The following is a 19,701-nucleotide window of genomic DNA, read 5'->3' on the forward strand; positions in this document are numbered from 1 at the left end:
AGAAAAAGATGTTTTTATAAAACAAAAAAAACCGCAAACAGTAAATTTGCGGTTTATAATTATTGTGTAAAATTGAATTGAATTAAAATTGTCTTAACATTAAATATTTGTATTTTTTTTTCACAAACAAACTAGTGCTAAAACAGTCTGTGACTGCTATATATCATCAAAAGAAACATCTGTAAAACTTTCAACCGATTTTGTTTCTTCCGTATTTTCTTCTTTCTTAAAATCTTTTTGATGACGTTCACTTATTACTTCATCACCTTTTTCGGTAACAATATAATCTGTTGCTTTTTTTAGCATTTCATGAAAATCAGAAAAATCTTCTTTGTATAAATAAATTTTATGTTTTTGATAATGAAAAGTACCATCATCGTGCGTAAACTTCTTACTTTCTGTAACTGTTAAGTAGTAATCATCTGCTTTTGTGGCTCTTACATCAAAAAAGTAAGTTCTTCTTCCTGCTCTTAATACTTGTGAAAATATTTCTTCCTGTTCAACTCTCTCTGCCATAATTCTAAAAATAGTAGTTATAAATAGTTTGTTATACTCAACAAATCTAACAAAATATTTAACGTAGCAATGTTAAAGATTAAATTTCTTTTTCTAAAAGTTGCTGTTCGTAAAGATCTTTATAGTATCCTTCTTTTGTTATTAACTGATTGTGAGTTCCTTGTTGTATAATTTTTCCTTGGTCTAAAACAATAATTTTATCTGCATTTTTTGCTGATGATACTCGGTGACTAATAATAAAAGTAGTTTTGTTTTTTGATACTTTTTCTAAATTAGATAAGATTTTTTCTTCTGTTTCTGTATCTACTGCAGATAAACAATCATCAAAAATTAAAATTTTAGGATTCTTAATAATTGCTCTAGCAATAGAAACACGTTGTTTTTGTCCACCAGATAAAGTTACGCCACGTTCACCTAAAATAGTTTCATATCCGTTTGTAAATTCAATAATATTATCATGTACAACTGCATTTTTTGCTGCATTTATAATCTCTTCTTCAGTTGCTTCTTCTTTACCAAACTTAATATTATTACCAATAGTATCAGAAAATAAGAAAGGATCTTGTGGTACAAAGCCAATCTGACTTCTTACATCATTTAAATTTGCCTTTTCAATAGAAATATCATCTAAAAAAACACTTCCTTCTTTAGTGTCATATAATCTTGCAATTAACTCAATAATAGTCGATTTTCCTGAACCAGTATTCCCTAAAATTGCTATAGTTTCGCCAGATTTTATCGAGAAATTAATATTTTTTAAAGCTGTAATATTTGTATCATCATAAGTAAAAGTAACATCTTTAAACGTTACATTCCCTTCTAATTCAGTTGGTAAAGTATTGTTGTTTTGTATTTCTGGTACTTGTTTTAAAAACTCATTAATTCTAGCTTGTGACACTTCTGCTTGCTGTACCATTGAAGTTACCCAACCAATTACAGCAACTGGCCACGTAAGAATATTTACATACAACATAAATTGTATAATAGTTCCTATTTGAATTTCTCCATCTATATATTGTTGTCCACCAATATAAATAACCAATAAGTTACTAATTCCTATTAATAAAATCATTAACGGAAAAAAGAGTGCATTTGCTTCTTGTAAATGAATGTTTTTTTCTTTGCTTTCATCAGCAATTTCATCAAAGTCTTTTATGATTGAAGCTTCAATTCCATATGATTTTACCACATTTATTCCTGAAAAAAATTCTTGATTAAACGTTGTTAATTTAGATAAATATTGCTGTACTACCGTGCTTCTCTTATGAATTACCTTACTTAAAACAAAAATAGATATTGATAATAAAGGAAAAGGAATTAATGTATACATGGTTAATTTTACATCAATACTTATCATTTGAGTAAAACCAACCGCAAGTAAAACCACCATATTCATGCTGTACATAATTGCTGGCCCAACATACATACGTACTTTAGAAACATCTTCCGAAATTCTATTCATTAAATCGCCCGTTCTATTTTTTTTATAAAAATTTAGAGATAATTTTTGATATTGTTGATAAATTTCATTTTTTAAATCGAACTCTATCAACCTAGAAGTAACAATTATGGTCTGTCTCATTAAAAAAGTGAAAAAACCAGCAACCAAAGCCACACTAATAATTAGAAGGATGTTTATAAATAATTGGTGTTCAACTTCTGATAATAAAATTTGTAATTCTGCTTCTGGTAAATTATTTGCTTTAGCAGTTTGATAGTCTCCTACAACATTTAAAGAATCTCCAATAATCTGTGGAACTTTAAGCGCTAAAATTTTAGAAAGTATGGTTATTAATAAGCCAGCTAAAATTCGCCATTTGTATTTAGAAAAGTATTTATTTATGTATTTTAATTCTTTCAAGGAATGCTGTTTTTTGCGAGTACGAATATACATGTTTATAAGTGAAAATTAAAAATGAAAAATCTGTTCAACAATAAAAAACAGTATCAAAAAAAAGAATTAAAAATCATTAGAGAATAAAAATAAAATAGTACTATTTTTGCAGAGCGTTAGAAAAAAATCTTCGCACTATTTAAATATAAGTTCTTTACAATGATTAACAGAAGACATATTCGAGTTAAAGTAATGCAATCTGTATACGCAATGTTGCAATCTCATAATGATGATATCATTAGAGAAGAAAAATTTTTAAAACACAGTATTTTAAAAATGTTCGATTTGTACGTTTTAAATCTTCAATTATTGGTTGAAGTACAAAAATTAGCATCAAAAAAAATAGCGCTTTCAAAAAAGAAAATTCTTGCAACTAAAGAAGATTTAGCACCAAATACTAAATTTTTAAACAATAAATTAATTAAGGCAATTGCAGAAAGTGTAAGTGTTGAAGGTTATATTGAGTTAAATAATTTGAGAAATTGGGATGAAAATAGTGAGTATGTAAAAATAGTTTTAGATGAATTGCAAAAAAGCGATTTTTATAAAAAATATTTAAATACTGATGAAAATTCTTATAATTTAGATAAAGCTTTTGTTATTGATTTCTTTAAAGAAATTATTGCACCTAATGAAAAGTTAGGAGAATACTTTGAAGATGATATGATTTCTTGGGTAGATGATATTCCTTTTGTAAACACTTGGGTTGTAAAGTCTTTAAGTAAACAAAAAGACGGAGTTATTTTTGCACTAGGAAGATTGTATAAAGACAAAGATGATGAAGATTTTGTATCTGATTTATTCAAAAAAACAGTGCTTAAAAACGCTGAATACGAAAAAGACATTACAGAGAAAACACCAAATTGGGAAACAGATAGAATTGCTGATATAGATATGATCTTGATAAAAATGGCTATGACAGAATTTATCAATTTTGCATCAATACCAACAAGAGTTACTATTAATGAGTATATAGAAGTTTCTAAAGATTATTCTACAGAAAAGAGTAGCTATTTTATAAATGGAGTTTTAGATAAAATTTCTAAAGAGTTCATTTTAAACAAAAGAATTGTTAAAATTGGTAGAGGTTTACTTTAATCTATTGTTCTCGAAGATTTATTTATTATTTTTACAAAAAACATATTCACAATGAAAAAAATAACATTTTTATTCGCTTTTATAATTTCTGCAGCGGTTTTTACTTCTTGTAAAGATGGTGGAAGCGCAATAACAAAAATTAACAAAGCAAATTTAGACAAAGCAGTTAGCAGAGATTTAGAAATTAAAAAAGGTACTGCATCTATTTCTGTTGATAATAATACCTACGATTTTGGTACGGTTAACGAAGGAGATATTGTTGAAAAAACATTTAAGGTTACAAATTCTGGTAAAACAGATTTAGTAATTACAAACGCACAAACTACTTGTGGTTGTACGGTTCCCGTTTGGCCAAAAGCACCAATAAAACCAGGAGAAACTGCAGATGTTAAAGTTAAATTTAACACAGCAGGAAAACCAAATAGACAACAAAAAAATATTACTTTAACTACCAACACAGAATCTGGTAAAGAAATTTTAACAATAAGAGGTTCTGTAATACCAAAAGCAAAGAAATAAGATGTTCAATACAATATTTTTACAATTCGATTCTAGTAGTTTAACAAGTATGTTGCCTTTTTTAGCAATGATAGTTGTTTTATATTTTTTTATGATAAGACCGCAAATGAATCGTCAGAAAAAAGAGAAATCTTTTCAGGCAGAAATTAAAAAAGGAGCAAAAGTGGTTACTTCTAGCGGTATTCATGGTAAAATTGCCGAAATTAATGATACAGATAATACAATTACTATAGAAACTGGAGCAGGAAAAATTAAATTTGAACGTTCTGCAATTTCAATGGAATTAAGTAAGAAGTATTTAGCGCCTGCTAAAAAATAAGAAACACAAATTAAGTTTTAAAAGTGAGCTTTATCTATATAGATGATGCTCACTTTTTTTGTTTGTTAACTTTTGTGTAGATTGCATTAAATTCGATATTAAAGTTGAAAAAAGTAAAGAAGACATCAAAGAAATTTATAGGTTTTTTATTAGTATCTACACTAATGTGGTTATTAATAACACTTTCTAAAGAATATATTACAACCATTACTTTTCCGATAGTTTATAAAAATTTACCTCAAAATAAATTATTACAAACCTCACCAATAAAAGAAATAGACCTTCAGATAAAAGCAACTGGTTTTAAAATTATTAGATCTAATTTTATAAAAAAGCCAATCTCATTAAATGCAAATAGTTTATCTCAAAAATCATCTCGTAAATACTTTTTTTTAACTGGGAATCAGAAAATTAATATTCAAAAACAACTCTTATCTCAAGTTCTTTTAGAAGAGATTTTGTTAGATACTATTTATTTAGAATTAGGCAGCTTAACATCAAAAAAAATACCTGTAAAACCTAATTTAGATATAAAATATCATGTAGGTTATGATATTTTAGAAGAGATAAGTATACAACCAGATAGTGTTATTGTTACTGGGCCAGAATCTCAAATAGAAAAGATCACATCTCTTAATTTAAATAGTTTAAAGTTAAATGACATAAAGTCTAATTTTTCAGAAAAGGTAGCTATTATAAAGCCTTTAAATATTAAAGAAGTCAAGTTAAGTGTTAAAACCGTTACAGTTTCTGGTAAGGTAGAAAAGTTTACTGAAGGTGGTTTCAAAGTGCCCTTTAAAGTGATAAACCTTCCAGATGATATAGAACTAAATACACTTTCTAAAACTGTAGAGGTGGTTTTTATTGTTGGTTTATCTAATTTTAATAAAATTGATATAAATTCCTTTGTTGTAGAATGTGATTTTAAGGTTTCAAAAGATAATAATTTGATGTATTTAATTCCAAAAGTTGTAGGAAAGTCTAGTTTAATAAAGAGTTTTAGAATAATTCCTAATAAAATTGATTTCTTAATTCAGAAATAAGTGTCTATGATAGTTGGTATAACAGGTGGTATTGGTAGTGGAAAAACTACGGTTACTAAATTCTTTTCAGAACTTGATACTGTTGCAATTTATTCTGCAGATATTGAAGCAAAAAAATTAATGATTTCTTCGGAAGTAATAAAATCTAAAATTAAAGAAGAATTTGGAAAAGGAGCTTATGTTGATGGAGCATTAAATAGCGCTTTTATAGCAAGTATTGTTTTTAAGAATAAAGAAAAATTAGCAGTTTTAAACAAAATAGTACACCCAGAAGTTAAAAAACACTTTCAAAATTTTGTTCTTCAAAATAAAAGAAAAGATTACATTTTATATGAAAACGCTATTCTTTTCGAAAGTAAAAGTAATTTGTATTGCGATATTATTATATCCGTTTTTGTGCCTTTAGAAGTAAGAATTTCTCGTGTTACTTTGCGAGACAATACTTCAAAAGAAGAGGTTCTTAATAGAATAAATAATCAATGGTTAGAAGAGAAGAAAATTCTACAATCTAATTATATTATTTATAATAATTCTCTTGAACAGACTAAGGTTCAAACTAGTAAAGTCCATAATATTTTAACAAAAAAAGTGTCTTTTATTTAATTAAATTCAGTATTTATGTTAAAAATGTCTTAAAATTTAAGAAAATTGGTTAATTAAGGTTAAAAAGTTAAAATTCAATTTTAATAAGTCTTAACTTTGATTTATGGGCAAGAAAATGTTTGTTCTTATTGTCTTTTTAATGAGTGTTTCCCTTATGGGAATTATTGCTGTACAAGTATATTGGATTAACAATGCACTCGAAAGTAAAAAGGCACAATTTAAGAACGATGTTCAAAAATCTTTAGGAAGTGTTTCTGAAAAAATTAACGATAAGGAAGAGGCGCAATTCGAAAAACAGATAGAAGGTATTATTGAGAATAAAGGATATGCAGATAATGCACAAATTAAGAATTATCTTTTTCAACAAATAGACACTACTACAAAACAAAAATTCACATTTGGAGCAACTATTTTAGAAGAAAACTTTAAACTACCAACAGAGTTTTTAGATAATGATAGCATTATTTTTACAAGAGTTACAGGTAAAAAAGATTTCTTTCATTCTAGATTAATAAAAGGAGTAGATAATCCGTTTAGTACCACGGATCAACAGCGTTTTTCTTTTACAAAAAGATTAACATCTATAGAAAAAGTTCAATTTTCAGAATTTTTTAGAGATGTAAATAGTAAAAAACCCATTTATCAGAGAATCAGTAATAGAGAATTAAGTGATGTTATAAAAGAAGAATTAGAAAAGAAAAACATTTATTTAGATTTTAAATATGGTGTTTACAGTGCAGATGGTTTAGCAACAAAATTAAAATCTGGTTACTATACAATTAACAAAAAAGATAGCGAGAAATATCCATTATTTTTTAATACTAAAGGAGAAGTGGATTATGAGTTGTATGTCACTTTTCCAACTAAAAACGAACATATTTTATCTGGGCTTTCTGACATTTTAATACTTTCTCTATTCTTTATTTTTATTATTATAGTTGCGTTTTCTAGTTCTTTGTATCAATTAATTAGACAAAAGAAAATTTCAGAAATAAAAACAGATTTTATTAATAACATGACTCACGAATTTAAAACGCCAATAGCAACTATTAATTTGGCTTTAGATTCTATTAAAAACCCTAAAATCATTAATGATAATGAAAAGGTTTTACGTTATGTACAAATGATAAGAGATGAAAATAAAAGAATGCATTCTCAAGTAGAAAATGTATTAAGAATTTCTAGGTTAGAAAAAAATCAACTAGATATTAGTAAGGAAGCTATTGATATGCACGACATCATAGAAGATAGTATTATGCATACAAGTTTATTAATTGATGATCGCAAAGGAACAGTAGAAACGCATTTTAAGGCCATTATTTCAGAAATTCAAGGAAACGAGTTTCACTTAACAAACGTAATAGTAAACATATTAGAAAACGCAATAAAATATACTGTAGGAGCGCCAAAGATTGATGTTTATACAGAAAGTGCAAACAAGTTCTTCATTTTAAAAGTAAAAGATGAAGGAATAGGTATGGGTAAAGCTGTACAGAAAAACGTATTTAATAAGTTTTACAGAGAGCAAAAAGGAAATATTCATGACGTAAAAGGTCATGGATTAGGTTTGGCTTATGTAAAAGAAATTGTAGAAAAGCATCACGGAACTGTTTTTGTTGAAAGCGAAAAAGGAAAAGGAAGCATATTTACATTAAAATTACCTTTAATTTAAAAAGTATAAAAATGGGAAGTAAAAAAATTTTATTAGTAGAAGATGATCCAAATTTTGGAACAGTTCTAAAAGATTATTTAGCATTAAATGATTACAATGTAACTCATGCTAAAGATGGTATAGAAGGTTTAATCATGTTTAAAAACAGTGATTATGATTTGTGTATTTTAGATGTTATGATGCCTCGTAAAGATGGTTTTTCTTTAGCGCAAGACATTAGAGTTACAAACAAAGAAGTGCCAATTATTTTCTTAACAGCAAAAACTTTAAAAGAAGATGTTTTAAGAGGTTATTCTGTAGGCGCAGATGATTATCTAAACAAACCTTTTGATTCTGAAGTATTATTGCATAAGATTAAAGCAATTTTACAACGTAAAGATACAGACAAAACTGCAGAGTCAGAACAGTTTGAATTTACAATAGGTGGTTTATTCTTTAATTCTAAATTGCGTCACTTATCTAAAGGACCAGAAGGAGAACCGAGTAAACTTTCACCTAAAGAGAGTAAATTGTTACGCATGTTGGCAATTCATAAAAATGATTTAATGCCAAGAGAATTAGCATTAACAAAAATTTGGAGAGATGATAACTACTTTACTTCTAGAAGTATGGATGTTTATATAGCTAAATTGCGTAAATATTTAAAAGAAGATGAAAATGTTGAGATTTTAAATATTCATGGAGAAGGTTTTAGATTAGTTGACAAAAGCTAAAAACTAGAAACTTCCCTAAATATAAAAACTCAATTTGATTATCAAGTTGAGTTTTTGTATTTTTATAATAGTATCTAAATCAATTAAAGTCTAATATGGCACAGTTTATAAAAATATACAACGAAAACCCAAATCAAAAAGAGATTGATAAGGTTGTAAAAGTTCTACAAAACGGAGGTTTAATTATCTACCCAACAGATACTGTATATGGTTTAGGTTGCGATATTACAAATACAAAAGCTTTAGAAAAAATAGCCAAAATAAAAGGACTCAAATTAGATAAAGCTAATTTTTCTTTTGTCTGTAATGACTTAAGTCATTTATCAGACTATGTAAAACAAATAGATTCACCAACATTTAAGTTGTTAAAACGTGCTCTACCTGGAGCCTATACTTTTATTTTACCAGGTAGTAATAATCTACCAAAAGCCTTTAAAAAAAGAAAAACAGTAGGAATTCGTATTCCTGATAATAATATTGCAAGATTACTTGTTGCAACTTTAGGCAACCCAATTGTTTCAACTTCAATACATGATGAAGATGATGTTTTAGAATATACTACAGATCCTGAATTAATTTTCGAAAAATGGAATAAACTAGTAGATCTTATTATTGACGGTGGTTTTGGAGATAATCTTGCTTCTACAGTTATAGATTTAACTTCTGATGTGCCTAAAGTAATTAGAGAGGGTAAAGGAAGTTTAGATGTTTTATAAATTCAGCCTTAAAGTCTGAAAGTTTTGAAGTTGATGAACTTGTCAGTTCGATAGATTTTCGATTTTATAAGAAAATTGTATCTAGAACCTATAGATATCGCTACATTTTACCTCAATTCCTCAAACCTATTTCTTCCCAAAGCAAAATATTGCCAAACAATACTTGTGTGTAAATTATAATTTTGTTTTTTATGTAATTTTCTACGTTTTCCTAAAAATTTAAAGAAGTTTTTATAAAAACTAAAATGAGCTTTAATAATTGCCCAAGTATGAATTGGCCTTAATTCAAACAAAAACTTTATACCAGCTATTCCATCTAAAATTAAACGAGAGAAAACTACAAATAGAAACCAACGAGTAGGAACGTTTTTCACAACATTTAGTAAACTATTTCTAAAATTTAAATACGTTTTATGTGGATTTGTTTCTTGTAAAGTTGCACCACCAACATGGTAAACAGTAGATGTACCAATATATTTTACTTTATAACCTATATTTTGAGTTCGCCAACATAAATCAATTTCTTCTTGATGTGCAAAGTAATCCTCATCGAAACCACCTAATTGATGGTATACTTTAGAGCGAATAAATAAACAAGCGCCAGAAGCCCAAAATATTTCAGAAATATCATTAAACTGATTGTTATCAATTTCTAAATTATTAAAAACACGTCCTCTACAATAAGGATATCCATATAAATCTACAAAACCACCAGCTGCTCCTGCATATTCAAACTTTGTTTTGTCTTTAAAGTCTAATAATTTTGGTTGAATAATAGCTGTTTTTTTATCATTTTTAAAAACGTATAGAACAGGTTGTAACCAGTTTTTAGTAACTTCAACATCAGAATTTAAAAGGCAGTAGATGTCTGCTTCAATAGATTGCAATGCATCATTATATCCTTTAGCATAACCGCCGTTTATAGTGTTCTCTACAATTTTTACAGTAGGAAAATGTTCTTTTATGTAGGTTATAGAACTATCGGTAGAAGCATTGTCTGCAACATAAACATCAGCTTCATTTTGACTAAAGTTTACAACAGAAGGCAAAAACTGTTCTAGTAGTTTCTGTCCATTCCAATTTAATATGACAATTGCTGTTTTCAAGGTTGCGAATTTACAGTTTAAAAATTAATTTTTATCCAAAGTTTTCTTAATAAAGATGAAGAACTTAAATTAATTAAAATTTGGATTCCTGCATTGACAGGAATGACAAAAGCTATTTATAGTCAGGAATTTCCTTCAGAAAAATATACGTTTCATTTTCAAAATCCATTTTGCAATAAAAATGTTCTAAACCATTGGTAACAATCAAATAATTTGCTTGTAATTTTAAGTTGTAACGCGCAATTTGATCGAAAGTATCTTGTGTTATTTTAATTTGTGGTGCCTTACATTCTACAATAATATCAGGTTTTCCTTCCGCATTAAAAATTAAAATGTCGGTTCTTTTTTTTCGATTGTTAATTGTTAATTGTTTTTCTATAGCTATTAAAGTAGTTGGATACTTTTTTTCTTCAATTAAAAACTGAACATAATGCTGGCGAACCCATTCTTCTGGAGTTAAGACCATATATTTTTTTCTCAAATTATCAAAAATAAGCATCTTATTTTCGTTACTTTTGAGTTTGAAATTATAGTTTGGTAGATTGAGTTTTTGCATCAATCAAAAGTAAATAAAATTCAGTTATGATACATTTATTAGTTGGTAATACTGGTGCTGGTAAATCTACGTATGCAAATAAGCTTAAACTTAACAATTCTGGAGTCATTTTCACTTTAGATAAATGGAATAAAATATTGTTTTTTCCTGATAAAAAAGAAGAAGATGGTCTAGATTGGTTTTTAGAAAGAATTGAAAGAGCAGAATTAGTAATGCAAGATTTAATTTTACAATTAGAAAATTCTGGAGTTGATAGTATTTTAGATGTTGGGCTTTCTAAATTTGTACACAGAGAAAAATATAGACTATTCGCAAAAGAAAACAATATTGAAGTTAGAACACATTTTTTAAATATTCCTAGATCAATTAGAAAAGAACGAATTCTTAAAAGAAACCTAGAAAAAGAAGATACTTTTGAATTTGAAGTAAGCGAAGATAATTTTGAATTTATGGAAAATTGGTTTGAAACGCTGACAGAAGGTGAGTTACAAAACGCAATAATTATAGAAAAATAAATGAACGAAATAAGAACTATAGTTTCTGATATTAAAAAAGGAAATATAAAACCTATTTATTTTTTAATGGGTGATGAGCCTTATTATATTGATAAAATTTCAGATTTTATTGAAGATAATCTTTTAGATGAAGCAGAAAAAGGTTTTAATCAACAAGTTATGTATGGTAGAGATGCAACTATAGAAGATATAGTTTCTTCTGCAAAACGTTACCCAATGATGGCGGAAAGACAAGTTTTAATTGTTAAAGAAGCACAAGATTTAAGTAGAAATATAGAAAAATTGGTTTCTTATGCAGAAAATCCACAACCAACAACAGTTCTAGTTTTAAACTACAAATACAAGAAATTAGACAAACGTAAAAAGTTACACAAAGCAATTGCAAAATCAGGAATGATTTTCGAAAGCAAAAAATTGTACGAGAATCAAGTTTCAGATTGGATTCGTAGAGTTTTAAGTGGTAAAAGTTATAAGATTGAGCCAAAAGCATCTTTAATGCTAGTAGAGTTTTTAGGAACAGATTTAAGCAAAATATCAAATGAGTTAGATAAATTAATGCTAATTCTACCGAAAGAATCCATTATTACACCAAAACATATAGAAGACAATATTGGTATTTCTAAAGATTTTAACAATTTCGAATTACGAAAAGCAGTAGGAGAGAAGGATATTTTAAAGGCAAATAGAATTATTAATTATTTTGCTGAAAACCCAAAGAATAATCCTTTGGTAATGACAATTTCTTTACTGAACGGCTATTTTACACATTTACTTTCTTTTCATGGTTTGCAAGACAAATCTAAAAGTTCTGTGGCAAAAACGTTGGGTGTAAATCCTTATTTTGTAGATGAATATTTTGTGGCTGCTAGAAATTATCCAATGCGAAAAGTAGCGCAAGTAATTGCGTTTTTAAGAGATGCAGATGTTAAAAGTAAAGGAGTTGGCGCCAGTCAATCGAATGAGGATATTTTAAAAGAATTGTTATTTAAGATTTTACATTAATATGAAAAATATTTTCGACAAAAAAATCACCAACGAAATCATTAAAAGAATTGATACTTTAACACCAGAAACGCAAGCAAATTGGGGTAAAATGTCTGTTTCACAAATGTTTGCACATTGTTGTGTTACTTATGAAATGATTTATACAGAAAAGCATCCTAAACCAAATGGGTTTGTAAAAATGATGTTAAAGTTATTTGTAAAAAATAAAGTAGTTTCCGAAAGTTCATATCCTAAAAATGGTAGAACTGCTCCGCAATTTATAATTTCTGATGAAAGAGAATTCGGAACAGAAAAAAAACGTTTAGTAGATTATATTATTAAAACGCAAGAATTAGGTGAGCAATATTTTGATGGAAAAGAATCTCATTCTTTTGGGAAACTTTCTTCTACAGAATGGAATAATTCTTTTTACAAACATTTAGACCATCATTTAACGCAGTTTGGGGTTTAAAAGTATAATTTTACTGATATGTTTCTTTATTTTTTTAATAGATATCTTAATTTAGGTAAAGTAGCAATATAAAAAACTATTATTTTTAATTAAAAGAAATAGCAGAAAAGAATAAACTTTATAGTTTAAACTTAACTGCTGTTTTCTACATACAGTATTGTAGTTTGTATTTATTCTGATAGAGTTGTACTATATTTAACTTTAATAAAGTCTTTATTTTTTTTAATATATATATTAAACTTATTAAAATGCAATAATAATTTATAAGAGTCATATTTATTTGAAAGACTATCGATTAACTCTTCTCTATTATTATTTAAATACTCTTTAATATCGTAAACTTTTTTGGGTTTAAATTTTTTTAAAATAATAATAGGTTTATATTCTTGCGAGAAATGATTCATTGTTTCATTATTTATTCTTGCCTCAAATGCAGAAGTAACAAATTTCTCGTTTTTAAAAAAATAATGATGATAGTTTTCATAATTAACTTTTAGTTCAAAAAAATTATTCTCATCGGAAAGAAATAAAGAATCTTTTATAATCTTTTGACTTGAACAACTAACAAAAATAAAAAGTAAGCAAATATTTAAATATAATTTTTTCATAAATTTAATTATTTGGACAATTTTTAGTTGTTGTGTGATAATGTTGATTTAGACTATTCTGTAAAGCTAGTTTTTTTGCATCAGATAGATCTATATAAGCTTGTACACCTTGACCTTTTAAACCTTGCCAAGCTAACGCTTCATAAAAATTATCATCAATTGGGTTGGTTCCATTGTCAGTTAAATAATTATAATCTCCAACCAAAACATTTTTGTGATAACTTTTTAGTGCATCTTTCATTTGATGTATATATAAATCAGCCATGGTACTATGATGTTGTGTTGGTTGAAATTTAGCATCTTTATATTTATTGTAAGTTTCTTTAAAATTTGGGTATTTATGAAGATCATTATCTTCATTTACTTTTCTATAGATATCTGCATGTATATATTCATGGATTAAGGTTCTCGCAATTCCTAAAGCGGGCTTATCGGAAGCTTGAGAGGAACTAATTTTTATTGTAATAACACCATCTTTTATTCCAGTTGTAAGACCTCCGACTTCTTCTCCTTTACTGTTTTTAACAATATTTTCAGATTCAATTTTAATATCTACATCAGATTCACCTTCAAAATTTTTGAGAATACCTTTTATAAAAGAACTTCCAGAAGAATTTAGTTTTAAGTTTAAGCATTTTATTTTAGGATCAGTAAGATTATCATCGTAAATTTTATCAACTTCTTCATTTGTATTGTAAGAAGTTGTAACGCCTCCATTATTACTTCCAGCAATCTGATATGTAGTAGTACTACATTGCCAAGAAGAACACGAGATGGTCTCTCTACTTCCATCAGAATATTCCCAATACCAACAACTTCTTGTACAGATTGTTTCTGTAAATGTTGAAGTACCATCAGCATCTTCTGGAGCTCTGCTAAAATGTGTAGATTCATTTTTTCTTTTAATATTAAGTTTTTGTTGGGTATCTATACCGTTTTTATATCGCTTAAGTGCAATAATATTTTTATTTAAGTCATATTGAGTTATAAAACCTGAAAAATTAGATAATTGAGTATGTGAGATATTTTTAAAATCTATAGGATTTTTTTTAATATCTATACCTAAGAAATGAACAATTGTAATCTTGGTTTTATTGTTTTCAGAAATAGCAATTAATTTGTCAAAAGAAACAGATGTTCCTCTTTCTATATCTTGTTTATTTTGTGTTTGAAAAGGAATTTCTAAATATTGATTTCCTTCATCATTATAAAATACCTTAACATTTTCCCATTGAGGTTTTGGAAGATTTGAAAAAGTATTTTTATTAAATGAAGCATTAAATTGCTTTTTTACTTTTTCAATAGAAATAATTTGTTGATTCTCAATTGTAAATTCAGAGTTTTTTTGTTCACAATTCCAGAGTAAGAATGAAATTCCGAAGAATAGAATTCCAAGTTTTAAAAGGTTGAATGATTTGTTTTTTTTCTTTTTCATAATATACAATTTTTCTTAATAAGTATTAGTTTTTAGTTATTCTATTCCATTTTTAGATGAGTGAATAAAAATAATACCACTTTAACACGAATATGACGTCGTTTTAATTACTTATATTCGTAGTTAGCGAAGTTCGTTTTTTTTAAGGAGAAAATCAAGAGGGAAAACACCTGTTTTAAAAACAAAAAAAAACCGAGCAAATAGCTCGATTTTCAGTTTTATAAAAAAAAAATAAACTTATTTTGCTTCTTCTTTTTTTGTTGCTTTATCTGCAACAATTCTTTTCTCCATATTAGCAACTTCCCAAGCTGTATGAAACACTAGACGTGTTCTGTTTTCTAATAATTCGTAATTAATTTTGTCTGGTGTATCTGTTGGTTTATGGTAATCTGCATGTGTACCGTTAAAATAGAAAATAATTGGCACATTGTTCTTTGCAAAGTTATAATGGTCAGATCTGTAGTAAAAACGATTTGGGTCGTTTTCATCATTATATTTATAGTCTAAATTAATGTTGGTGTATTTTTTATTTACAGCTTCAGAAATATTGTGTAATTCTGTGCTTAACTTGTCTGAACCAATTAAATATACAAAGTTAGGGTCATTTTTATGTCTGTCATCAATTCTACCAACCATATCAATATTTAAATCACAAACGGTGTTTGCTAAAGGAAATAAAGGATCTACATCTGTATAATATTTAGACCCTAATAATCCTTTTTCTTCACCAGTTACGTGTAAAAATAAAATAGAACGTTTTGGGCCTTTTCCTGCCTTTGAAGCCATTTTAAAAGCTTGTGCTATTTCTAAAATTGCAACAGTACCAGAACCATCATCATCTGCACCATTGTAAATTTTACCATCTTTAATACCTTCATGATCTAAATGTGCAGAAATTACTACAATTTCGTCTGGTTTTTCAGTCCCTTTAATAAAAGCAACTACGTTTTCAGAATCTTTAAATGTTCCTCTACGTGTATTTTTATTAATCCATTCTGCTGGTACTTCCTGAAAATAATCATCACCACCTAAAGGAGAAACTATTCCTTCAGAAACATAAAAGTTTTTTAAATATTCTACTGCTTTTTTCTGACCAGGTTCACCAGTTTCTCTTCCTTCAAATTCATCTGAAGCGTAGATAAATAAATGAGTTCCTAAATCTTTAGCAGTAATTGTTTCAGCATATTTAGCAGCCTGATCTACGTTTGTATCTTCTTCTTCTTTAGAAGCATCTTTACTAGTACCACAAGCTGTAAAAGCAAATGCAATAGCAACATAAAATATTTTTTTCATGGAATTAAGAGTGTTTTGTTAGATTGATTAGTATTCAAATGTAACAAAAAGTTACACCAGCATCAAATTTAAATTTTCTTTACAACAAACTGCTTTAATGTTTTGTTAAAATTAACAAGATCTTGGGAAAAAAGATTGTCGAAAGCATTTTCTTCAATTAGTTTTCCTGGCGTTCCTGTACATAAATTGTCATTAGTAAACATAATAATCTCATCCGAAAGCTGAATTGATAAATTTACTTCATGTGAAGAAATAATAATTGTTTTAGAAGTCTCTTTTACCAATTTTTCTAAAAGCGAAAAAATCTTGATTGTATGATGCATATCTAAATGCGCTGTAGGTTCGTCTAAAATAATTATTTGCGTGTCTTGTGCAATTGCTCTTGCAATTAAAACACGTTGTAATTGGCCATCACTTAATTCATAAAAACGACTGTTTTTTAAATGCGCTATTTCTGTTTGAGAAATTGCAGTATTAACTTTTTGTATGTCTTCTTCAGAAAGTTTGTCAATCCAATTGGTGTAAGGTTGTCTTCCTAATGCAATTAATTCAAAAACTGTTAATTGGCTTTCTGGTAAGCGTTCTGTTAATACCAAACTCAATTGCGTAGAAAGTTCCTTTTCTGAATATAGGTTTAAGTTTTTATCATTCAGAAGAATAGTGCCAGAAATGGGTTTCTGAACTTTAGAAAGTGTTCTTAATAAAGTTGATTTACCAATTCCGTTTTTACCCAAAACAGTTACCAACTTTCCTTTCTCTATAGACAAGTTAATATTAGAGAAAACAATTTTATCTTGTTTTTTCTGTTGATAACCAATCGATAGATTTTCGGTTTTTAGAACGATATTTTTTTTTAGTTTCAAAGTTTCAAAGTTTCAAAGTTTCAAAGTTTCAAAGTTTTAGAGTTTTAGAGTTTCAAAGTTTTTATTCCATACTTTGCCACTTTGTAACTAATTTAAACTTTGTCACTCATTTTAAATAAATATCTTCTTTTTACGAATTAACAACCAAATTACAATGGGTGCGCCGAATAACGAAGTTATTGCATTAATTGGTAGCGTAAATTCACTAGTTGGTAATTGAGCTATGCTATCGCAAATTAACATAATTATTGCGCCTATAATAAGTACAGACGGAATTAATATTTTATGATTAGAAGTCGAAAAAATCATTCTAGCAATATGTGGTACAGCTAAACCAACAAAAGCAATTGGTCCTGCAAAAGCAGTAATTACGCCTGTTAAAAGACTTGTAATTAATAAAATAATATTTCGGCTTTTCTTTACGTTTATCCCTAGGCTTTTAGCATAATTCTCACCTAATAAAAAACTATTTAAAGGTTTTATAACAGATAATGTAGCTGCAATACCAATAACATAAATAATAAGAAAAACTAATAACTCATTCCAAGAAAGGTTTCCTAAACTACCAAAGCTCCAAAACAAGTATTGCTGAATTTGAGCTGCTTCACTAAAATAAGCTAAAACGCTAATAACTGCTGAAGTTAAACTACCAAACATTAAACCTATAATTAAAATAGACATAGTGTTTCTAACTCTATTTGCTGCAATAATTACAGCTGAAAGCACTAAAAAAGCACCTAAACTAGAAGCAATTGGCAATGACCAATTAGAAATTGAGTTGGTTAGGAAAAAGCCTCCAAAAAGAGAAGAACCTAAAATTAGCATAGCAACTCCTAAACTTGCGCCAGATGAAATTCCTAAAACAAAAGGTCCAGCAAGTGAATTTCTAAATAAAGTTTGCATTAATAAACCAGAAACAGACAAACCAGAACCCACTAAAATAGCCGTTATTGCTTTTGGTAAACGGAAATTTAGAATAATAATATCCCAACTTTCTTTGCTAGAAAACCCGCCAGTTAATGTATTTATAATTTCTTTAATTGGTATTGAAACAGAGCCCAGACTTATATTCATCAAAAAAAATACCATCAGTAAAACTGACAATAAAATAAATTGTTTTGTATAAGATTTGTTTTCCATATTGTAATTCCTATAATAAAGGAATCTATTTTTTATAATCTGATAAAAAAGTAACTAATTTTTTGATTGCAATTCCTCGATGAGAAACGGTATTTTTTTCTGCTGATGTCATTTCTGCAAAAGATTTCTTAAAGCCTTCTGGTTTAAAAATAGGATCGTAGCCAAAACCTTTTTCTCCGTGCTTTTTTGTTAAAATATCACCTTTACAAATTCCTTCAAATAAAAACTGTTTTCCATCTAAATTTAAAGAAACAGCAGTTCTAAATTGTGCTTTTCTATTTTCTTTGTTTTCTAAATCTAATAATAATTTTTGCATATTATTTTCAGAATTTGAAGGTTCTCCAGCAAAACGAGCAGAGTAAACACCTGGTTTACCATTTAAACTTTCAACTTCTAAACCAGTATCATCAGCAAAACAGTTATAGCTAAACTTATTGGTAATATAATCTGCTTTTAACTTCGCATTTCCTTCTAATGTCGTTTCAGTTTCATCAATTTCATCAAAAGAATTAATGTCTTTTAAACTCAATAATTCTATTGAACTTGGCAACATTTCTTGTACTTCTTTAAGTTTGTTTAAGTTGTTGGTTGCGAAGACTAATTTCATTAAAAACGATTTGATTTTCAACAAATGTAAACATTTTAAAGATGGTTTTTTAAGATTTTAAGAGTAAAAAAACGAATAAAAGAATGTAAATTGCAAAAAGGTTAAATTGCCACAAGTATTGTTATCATTGATTTGTCGTGGAAATGTCGGGTTGAAAAGAACTCTAAAAGTTTGTCAGGTTAATTTACAACGCTAACATTGTATGGAAATTAAAAAACAACACATAATGAAACAACCAGAATTAGGTCAGAAAATTTTAGCGTTAAGAAAACAAAAAGGTTTTACCCAAGAAGAATTGGTGGAGCAATGTAATATTAATGTGCGTACAATTCAAAGAATAGAAGCTGGTGATGTTTCGCCAAGAAGTTATACCATAAAAGCAATTTTAGAAGTTCTTGGTTTTGAATATTCAGCCATTTTTGATAAAAAATATATTCCAAGTAAATTTGATTCCACTTTAGGAATTAATAAAGATAAAATTTACAAGCAATTATACAATGCTATGATTTTTGGGATTATCTATTTTATAATAGGTTTTTTTGAAATTGGTGTAGAGTTTTTAAGTTTCGAAAAAGAAAGCACTATTTTTAATGTTGTTTTCATTATAATAAAAGCACTTTCGTTTATTTCAATCTTTTTGTTTTTTAGAGGATTTGTAATTGTTGGTGGACTATTCAATAATTATTTATTACAAATAAGTTCGTTTTTAGTAATTGTTTTTACGTTGTTTTTTAATGGTTTAGATATTGTTTCTTTATTTGTTTTGGAAGATTTTATAGGTATTCTGGGTTTTTCAAAATTGATAACATACGGGGTTTTAAGTATTGTAATTGGTATTGCAATTATGAAATTAAAGGATTTTGGCGATTTAGCAAAATGGACTGGAATTTTAGAGGTTGTAACAGGAATATGTTTTTTACTAATTATTTTAAGTCCTATTGGCTTAGTAACGCAAGCTATCGTAGAAATTTTTGAAATTATTTTAATTTACAAAATTACTTTACAAGTAAAAAAACTAAACTAATTTAA

22 protein-coding genes are annotated in these 19,701 nt (G+C 27.4%); 12 read left to right on the top strand and 10 right to left on the bottom strand.

Annotated elements, in window-relative coordinates; all coding sequences use genetic code 11:
• Positions 1-156: 156 nt before the first annotated feature.
• Together V3V28_RS04005 and V3V28_RS04010 are read right to left on the bottom strand one after the other, a co-directional pair.
• Positions 157-516 carry a PUR family DNA/RNA-binding protein gene (locus V3V28_RS04005; RefSeq protein WP_331363739.1) on the bottom strand — a complete coding sequence of 120 codons (360 nt, stop codon included), beginning with the start codon at positions 514-516 and terminating at the stop codon, positions 157-159.
• Positions 517-595: 79 nt separating this feature from the next.
• Positions 596-2,377 (bottom strand): ABC transporter ATP-binding protein, encoded by a 1,782-nt coding sequence (locus V3V28_RS04010; RefSeq protein ID WP_331363740.1) that lies wholly within the window; start codon positions 2,375-2,377, stop codon positions 596-598.
• Positions 2,378-2,569: 192 nt separating this feature from the next.
• On the opposite strand from V3V28_RS04010, the gene nusB reads away from it, so the two are divergent.
• From nusB to V3V28_RS04050, 8 genes are all read left to right on the top strand, one after another.
• Positions 2,570-3,508, top strand: a complete 939-nt coding sequence (nusB, locus tag V3V28_RS04015) for a transcription antitermination factor NusB (protein ID WP_331363741.1) — start codon at positions 2,570-2,572, stop codon at positions 3,506-3,508.
• 51 nt (positions 3,509-3,559) lie between these two features.
• A complete protein-coding gene (locus V3V28_RS04020) occupies positions 3,560-4,027 on the top strand; it encodes a DUF1573 domain-containing protein (RefSeq protein WP_331363742.1) in 468 nt (155 codons plus the stop codon).
• A 1-nt stretch (position 4,028) separates the two neighbouring features.
• Entirely contained in the window at positions 4,029-4,346 is a 318-nt protein-coding gene (gene yajC, locus V3V28_RS04025) for a preprotein translocase subunit YajC (RefSeq protein ID WP_331363743.1), read from the top strand.
• A gap of 104 nt (positions 4,347-4,450) precedes the next feature.
• On the top strand, positions 4,451-5,389 hold the full coding sequence (locus V3V28_RS04030) for a CdaR family protein (protein ID WP_331363744.1): 939 nt from the start codon (positions 4,451-4,453) through the stop codon (positions 5,387-5,389).
• Positions 5,390-5,395: 6 nt separating this feature from the next.
• Positions 5,396-5,992 (top strand): dephospho-CoA kinase, encoded by a 597-nt coding sequence (coaE, locus tag V3V28_RS04035; protein ID WP_331363745.1) that lies wholly within the window; start codon positions 5,396-5,398, stop codon positions 5,990-5,992.
• 103 nt (positions 5,993-6,095) lie between these two features.
• Complete coding sequence (locus tag V3V28_RS04040; protein ID WP_442957516.1) at positions 6,096-7,664, top strand: sensor histidine kinase; 1,569 nt, start codon at positions 6,096-6,098, stop codon at positions 7,662-7,664.
• An 11-nt stretch (positions 7,665-7,675) separates the two neighbouring features.
• Complete coding sequence (locus V3V28_RS04045; RefSeq protein WP_331363747.1) at positions 7,676-8,377, top strand: response regulator transcription factor; 702 nt, start codon at positions 7,676-7,678, stop codon at positions 8,375-8,377.
• A gap of 95 nt (positions 8,378-8,472) precedes the next feature.
• Positions 8,473-9,093, top strand: a complete 621-nt coding sequence (locus V3V28_RS04050; protein WP_331363748.1) for an L-threonylcarbamoyladenylate synthase — start codon at positions 8,473-8,475, stop codon at positions 9,091-9,093.
• A 107-nt stretch (positions 9,094-9,200) separates the two neighbouring features.
• Here V3V28_RS04050 and V3V28_RS04055 read toward each other — a convergent pair whose 3' ends face one another.
• The gene (locus tag V3V28_RS04055) at positions 9,201-10,199 is read right to left on the bottom strand and encodes a glycosyltransferase family 2 protein (protein ID WP_331363749.1); all 999 of its coding nucleotides are present in this window, start codon (positions 10,197-10,199) and stop codon (positions 9,201-9,203) included.
• Between the two features lie 112 nt (positions 10,200-10,311).
• Positions 10,312-10,755: a type I restriction enzyme HsdR N-terminal domain-containing protein gene (locus V3V28_RS04060; RefSeq protein WP_331363750.1), complete on the bottom strand. Its 444-nt coding sequence runs from the start codon at positions 10,753-10,755 to the stop codon at positions 10,312-10,314.
• Between the two features lie 26 nt (positions 10,756-10,781).
• On the opposite strand from V3V28_RS04060, the gene V3V28_RS04065 reads away from it, so the two are divergent.
• The 3 genes from V3V28_RS04065 to V3V28_RS04075 are packed head-to-tail and all read left to right on the top strand — an operon-like array spanning position 10,782 to position 12,726.
• Positions 10,782-11,270 carry an AAA family ATPase gene (locus V3V28_RS04065; protein WP_331363751.1) on the top strand — a complete coding sequence of 163 codons (489 nt, stop codon included), beginning with the start codon at positions 10,782-10,784 and terminating at the stop codon, positions 11,268-11,270.
• Complete coding sequence (gene holA / locus V3V28_RS04070) at positions 11,271-12,272, top strand: DNA polymerase III subunit delta (RefSeq protein ID WP_331363752.1); 1,002 nt, start codon at positions 11,271-11,273, stop codon at positions 12,270-12,272.
• A gap of 1 nt (position 12,273) precedes the next feature.
• Positions 12,274-12,726 carry a DUF1569 domain-containing protein gene (locus V3V28_RS04075; RefSeq protein WP_331363753.1) on the top strand — a complete coding sequence of 151 codons (453 nt, stop codon included), beginning with the start codon at positions 12,274-12,276 and terminating at the stop codon, positions 12,724-12,726.
• Positions 12,727-12,896: 170 nt separating this feature from the next.
• Here the strand turns inward: V3V28_RS04075 and V3V28_RS04080 are convergent, their stop codons facing one another.
• From V3V28_RS04080 to V3V28_RS04105, 6 genes are all read right to left on the bottom strand, one after another.
• Positions 12,897-13,334: a hypothetical protein gene (locus V3V28_RS04080; RefSeq protein WP_331363754.1), complete on the bottom strand. Its 438-nt coding sequence runs from the start codon at positions 13,332-13,334 to the stop codon at positions 12,897-12,899.
• Between the two features lie 4 nt (positions 13,335-13,338).
• Positions 13,339-14,769, bottom strand: a complete 1,431-nt coding sequence (locus V3V28_RS04085) for a hypothetical protein (RefSeq protein WP_331363755.1) — start codon at positions 14,767-14,769, stop codon at positions 13,339-13,341.
• Between the two features lie 237 nt (positions 14,770-15,006).
• Positions 15,007-16,062 carry a M28 family metallopeptidase gene (locus V3V28_RS04090; protein ID WP_331363756.1) on the bottom strand — a complete coding sequence of 352 codons (1,056 nt, stop codon included), beginning with the start codon at positions 16,060-16,062 and terminating at the stop codon, positions 15,007-15,009.
• A gap of 68 nt (positions 16,063-16,130) precedes the next feature.
• Positions 16,131-16,925: an ABC transporter ATP-binding protein gene (locus tag V3V28_RS04095; RefSeq protein ID WP_331363757.1), complete on the bottom strand. Its 795-nt coding sequence runs from the start codon at positions 16,923-16,925 to the stop codon at positions 16,131-16,133.
• 111 nt (positions 16,926-17,036) lie between these two features.
• Complete coding sequence (locus tag V3V28_RS04100) at positions 17,037-18,065, bottom strand: FecCD family ABC transporter permease (RefSeq protein ID WP_331363758.1); 1,029 nt, start codon at positions 18,063-18,065, stop codon at positions 17,037-17,039.
• Positions 18,066-18,090: 25 nt separating this feature from the next.
• The gene (locus V3V28_RS04105) at positions 18,091-18,672 is read right to left on the bottom strand and encodes a non-canonical purine NTP diphosphatase (RefSeq protein ID WP_331363759.1); all 582 of its coding nucleotides are present in this window, start codon (positions 18,670-18,672) and stop codon (positions 18,091-18,093) included.
• Positions 18,673-18,898: 226 nt separating this feature from the next.
• On the opposite strand from V3V28_RS04105, the gene V3V28_RS04110 reads away from it, so the two are divergent.
• Positions 18,899-19,696 (top strand): helix-turn-helix domain-containing protein, encoded by a 798-nt coding sequence (locus V3V28_RS04110; protein WP_331363760.1) that lies wholly within the window; start codon positions 18,899-18,901, stop codon positions 19,694-19,696.
• The last annotated feature ends 5 nt before the right edge of the window (positions 19,697-19,701 follow it).

The sequence above is a fragment of the Polaribacter sp. genome (genome assembly GCF_036480315.1).
GTDB lineage: Bacteria > Bacteroidota > Bacteroidia > Flavobacteriales > Flavobacteriaceae > Polaribacter.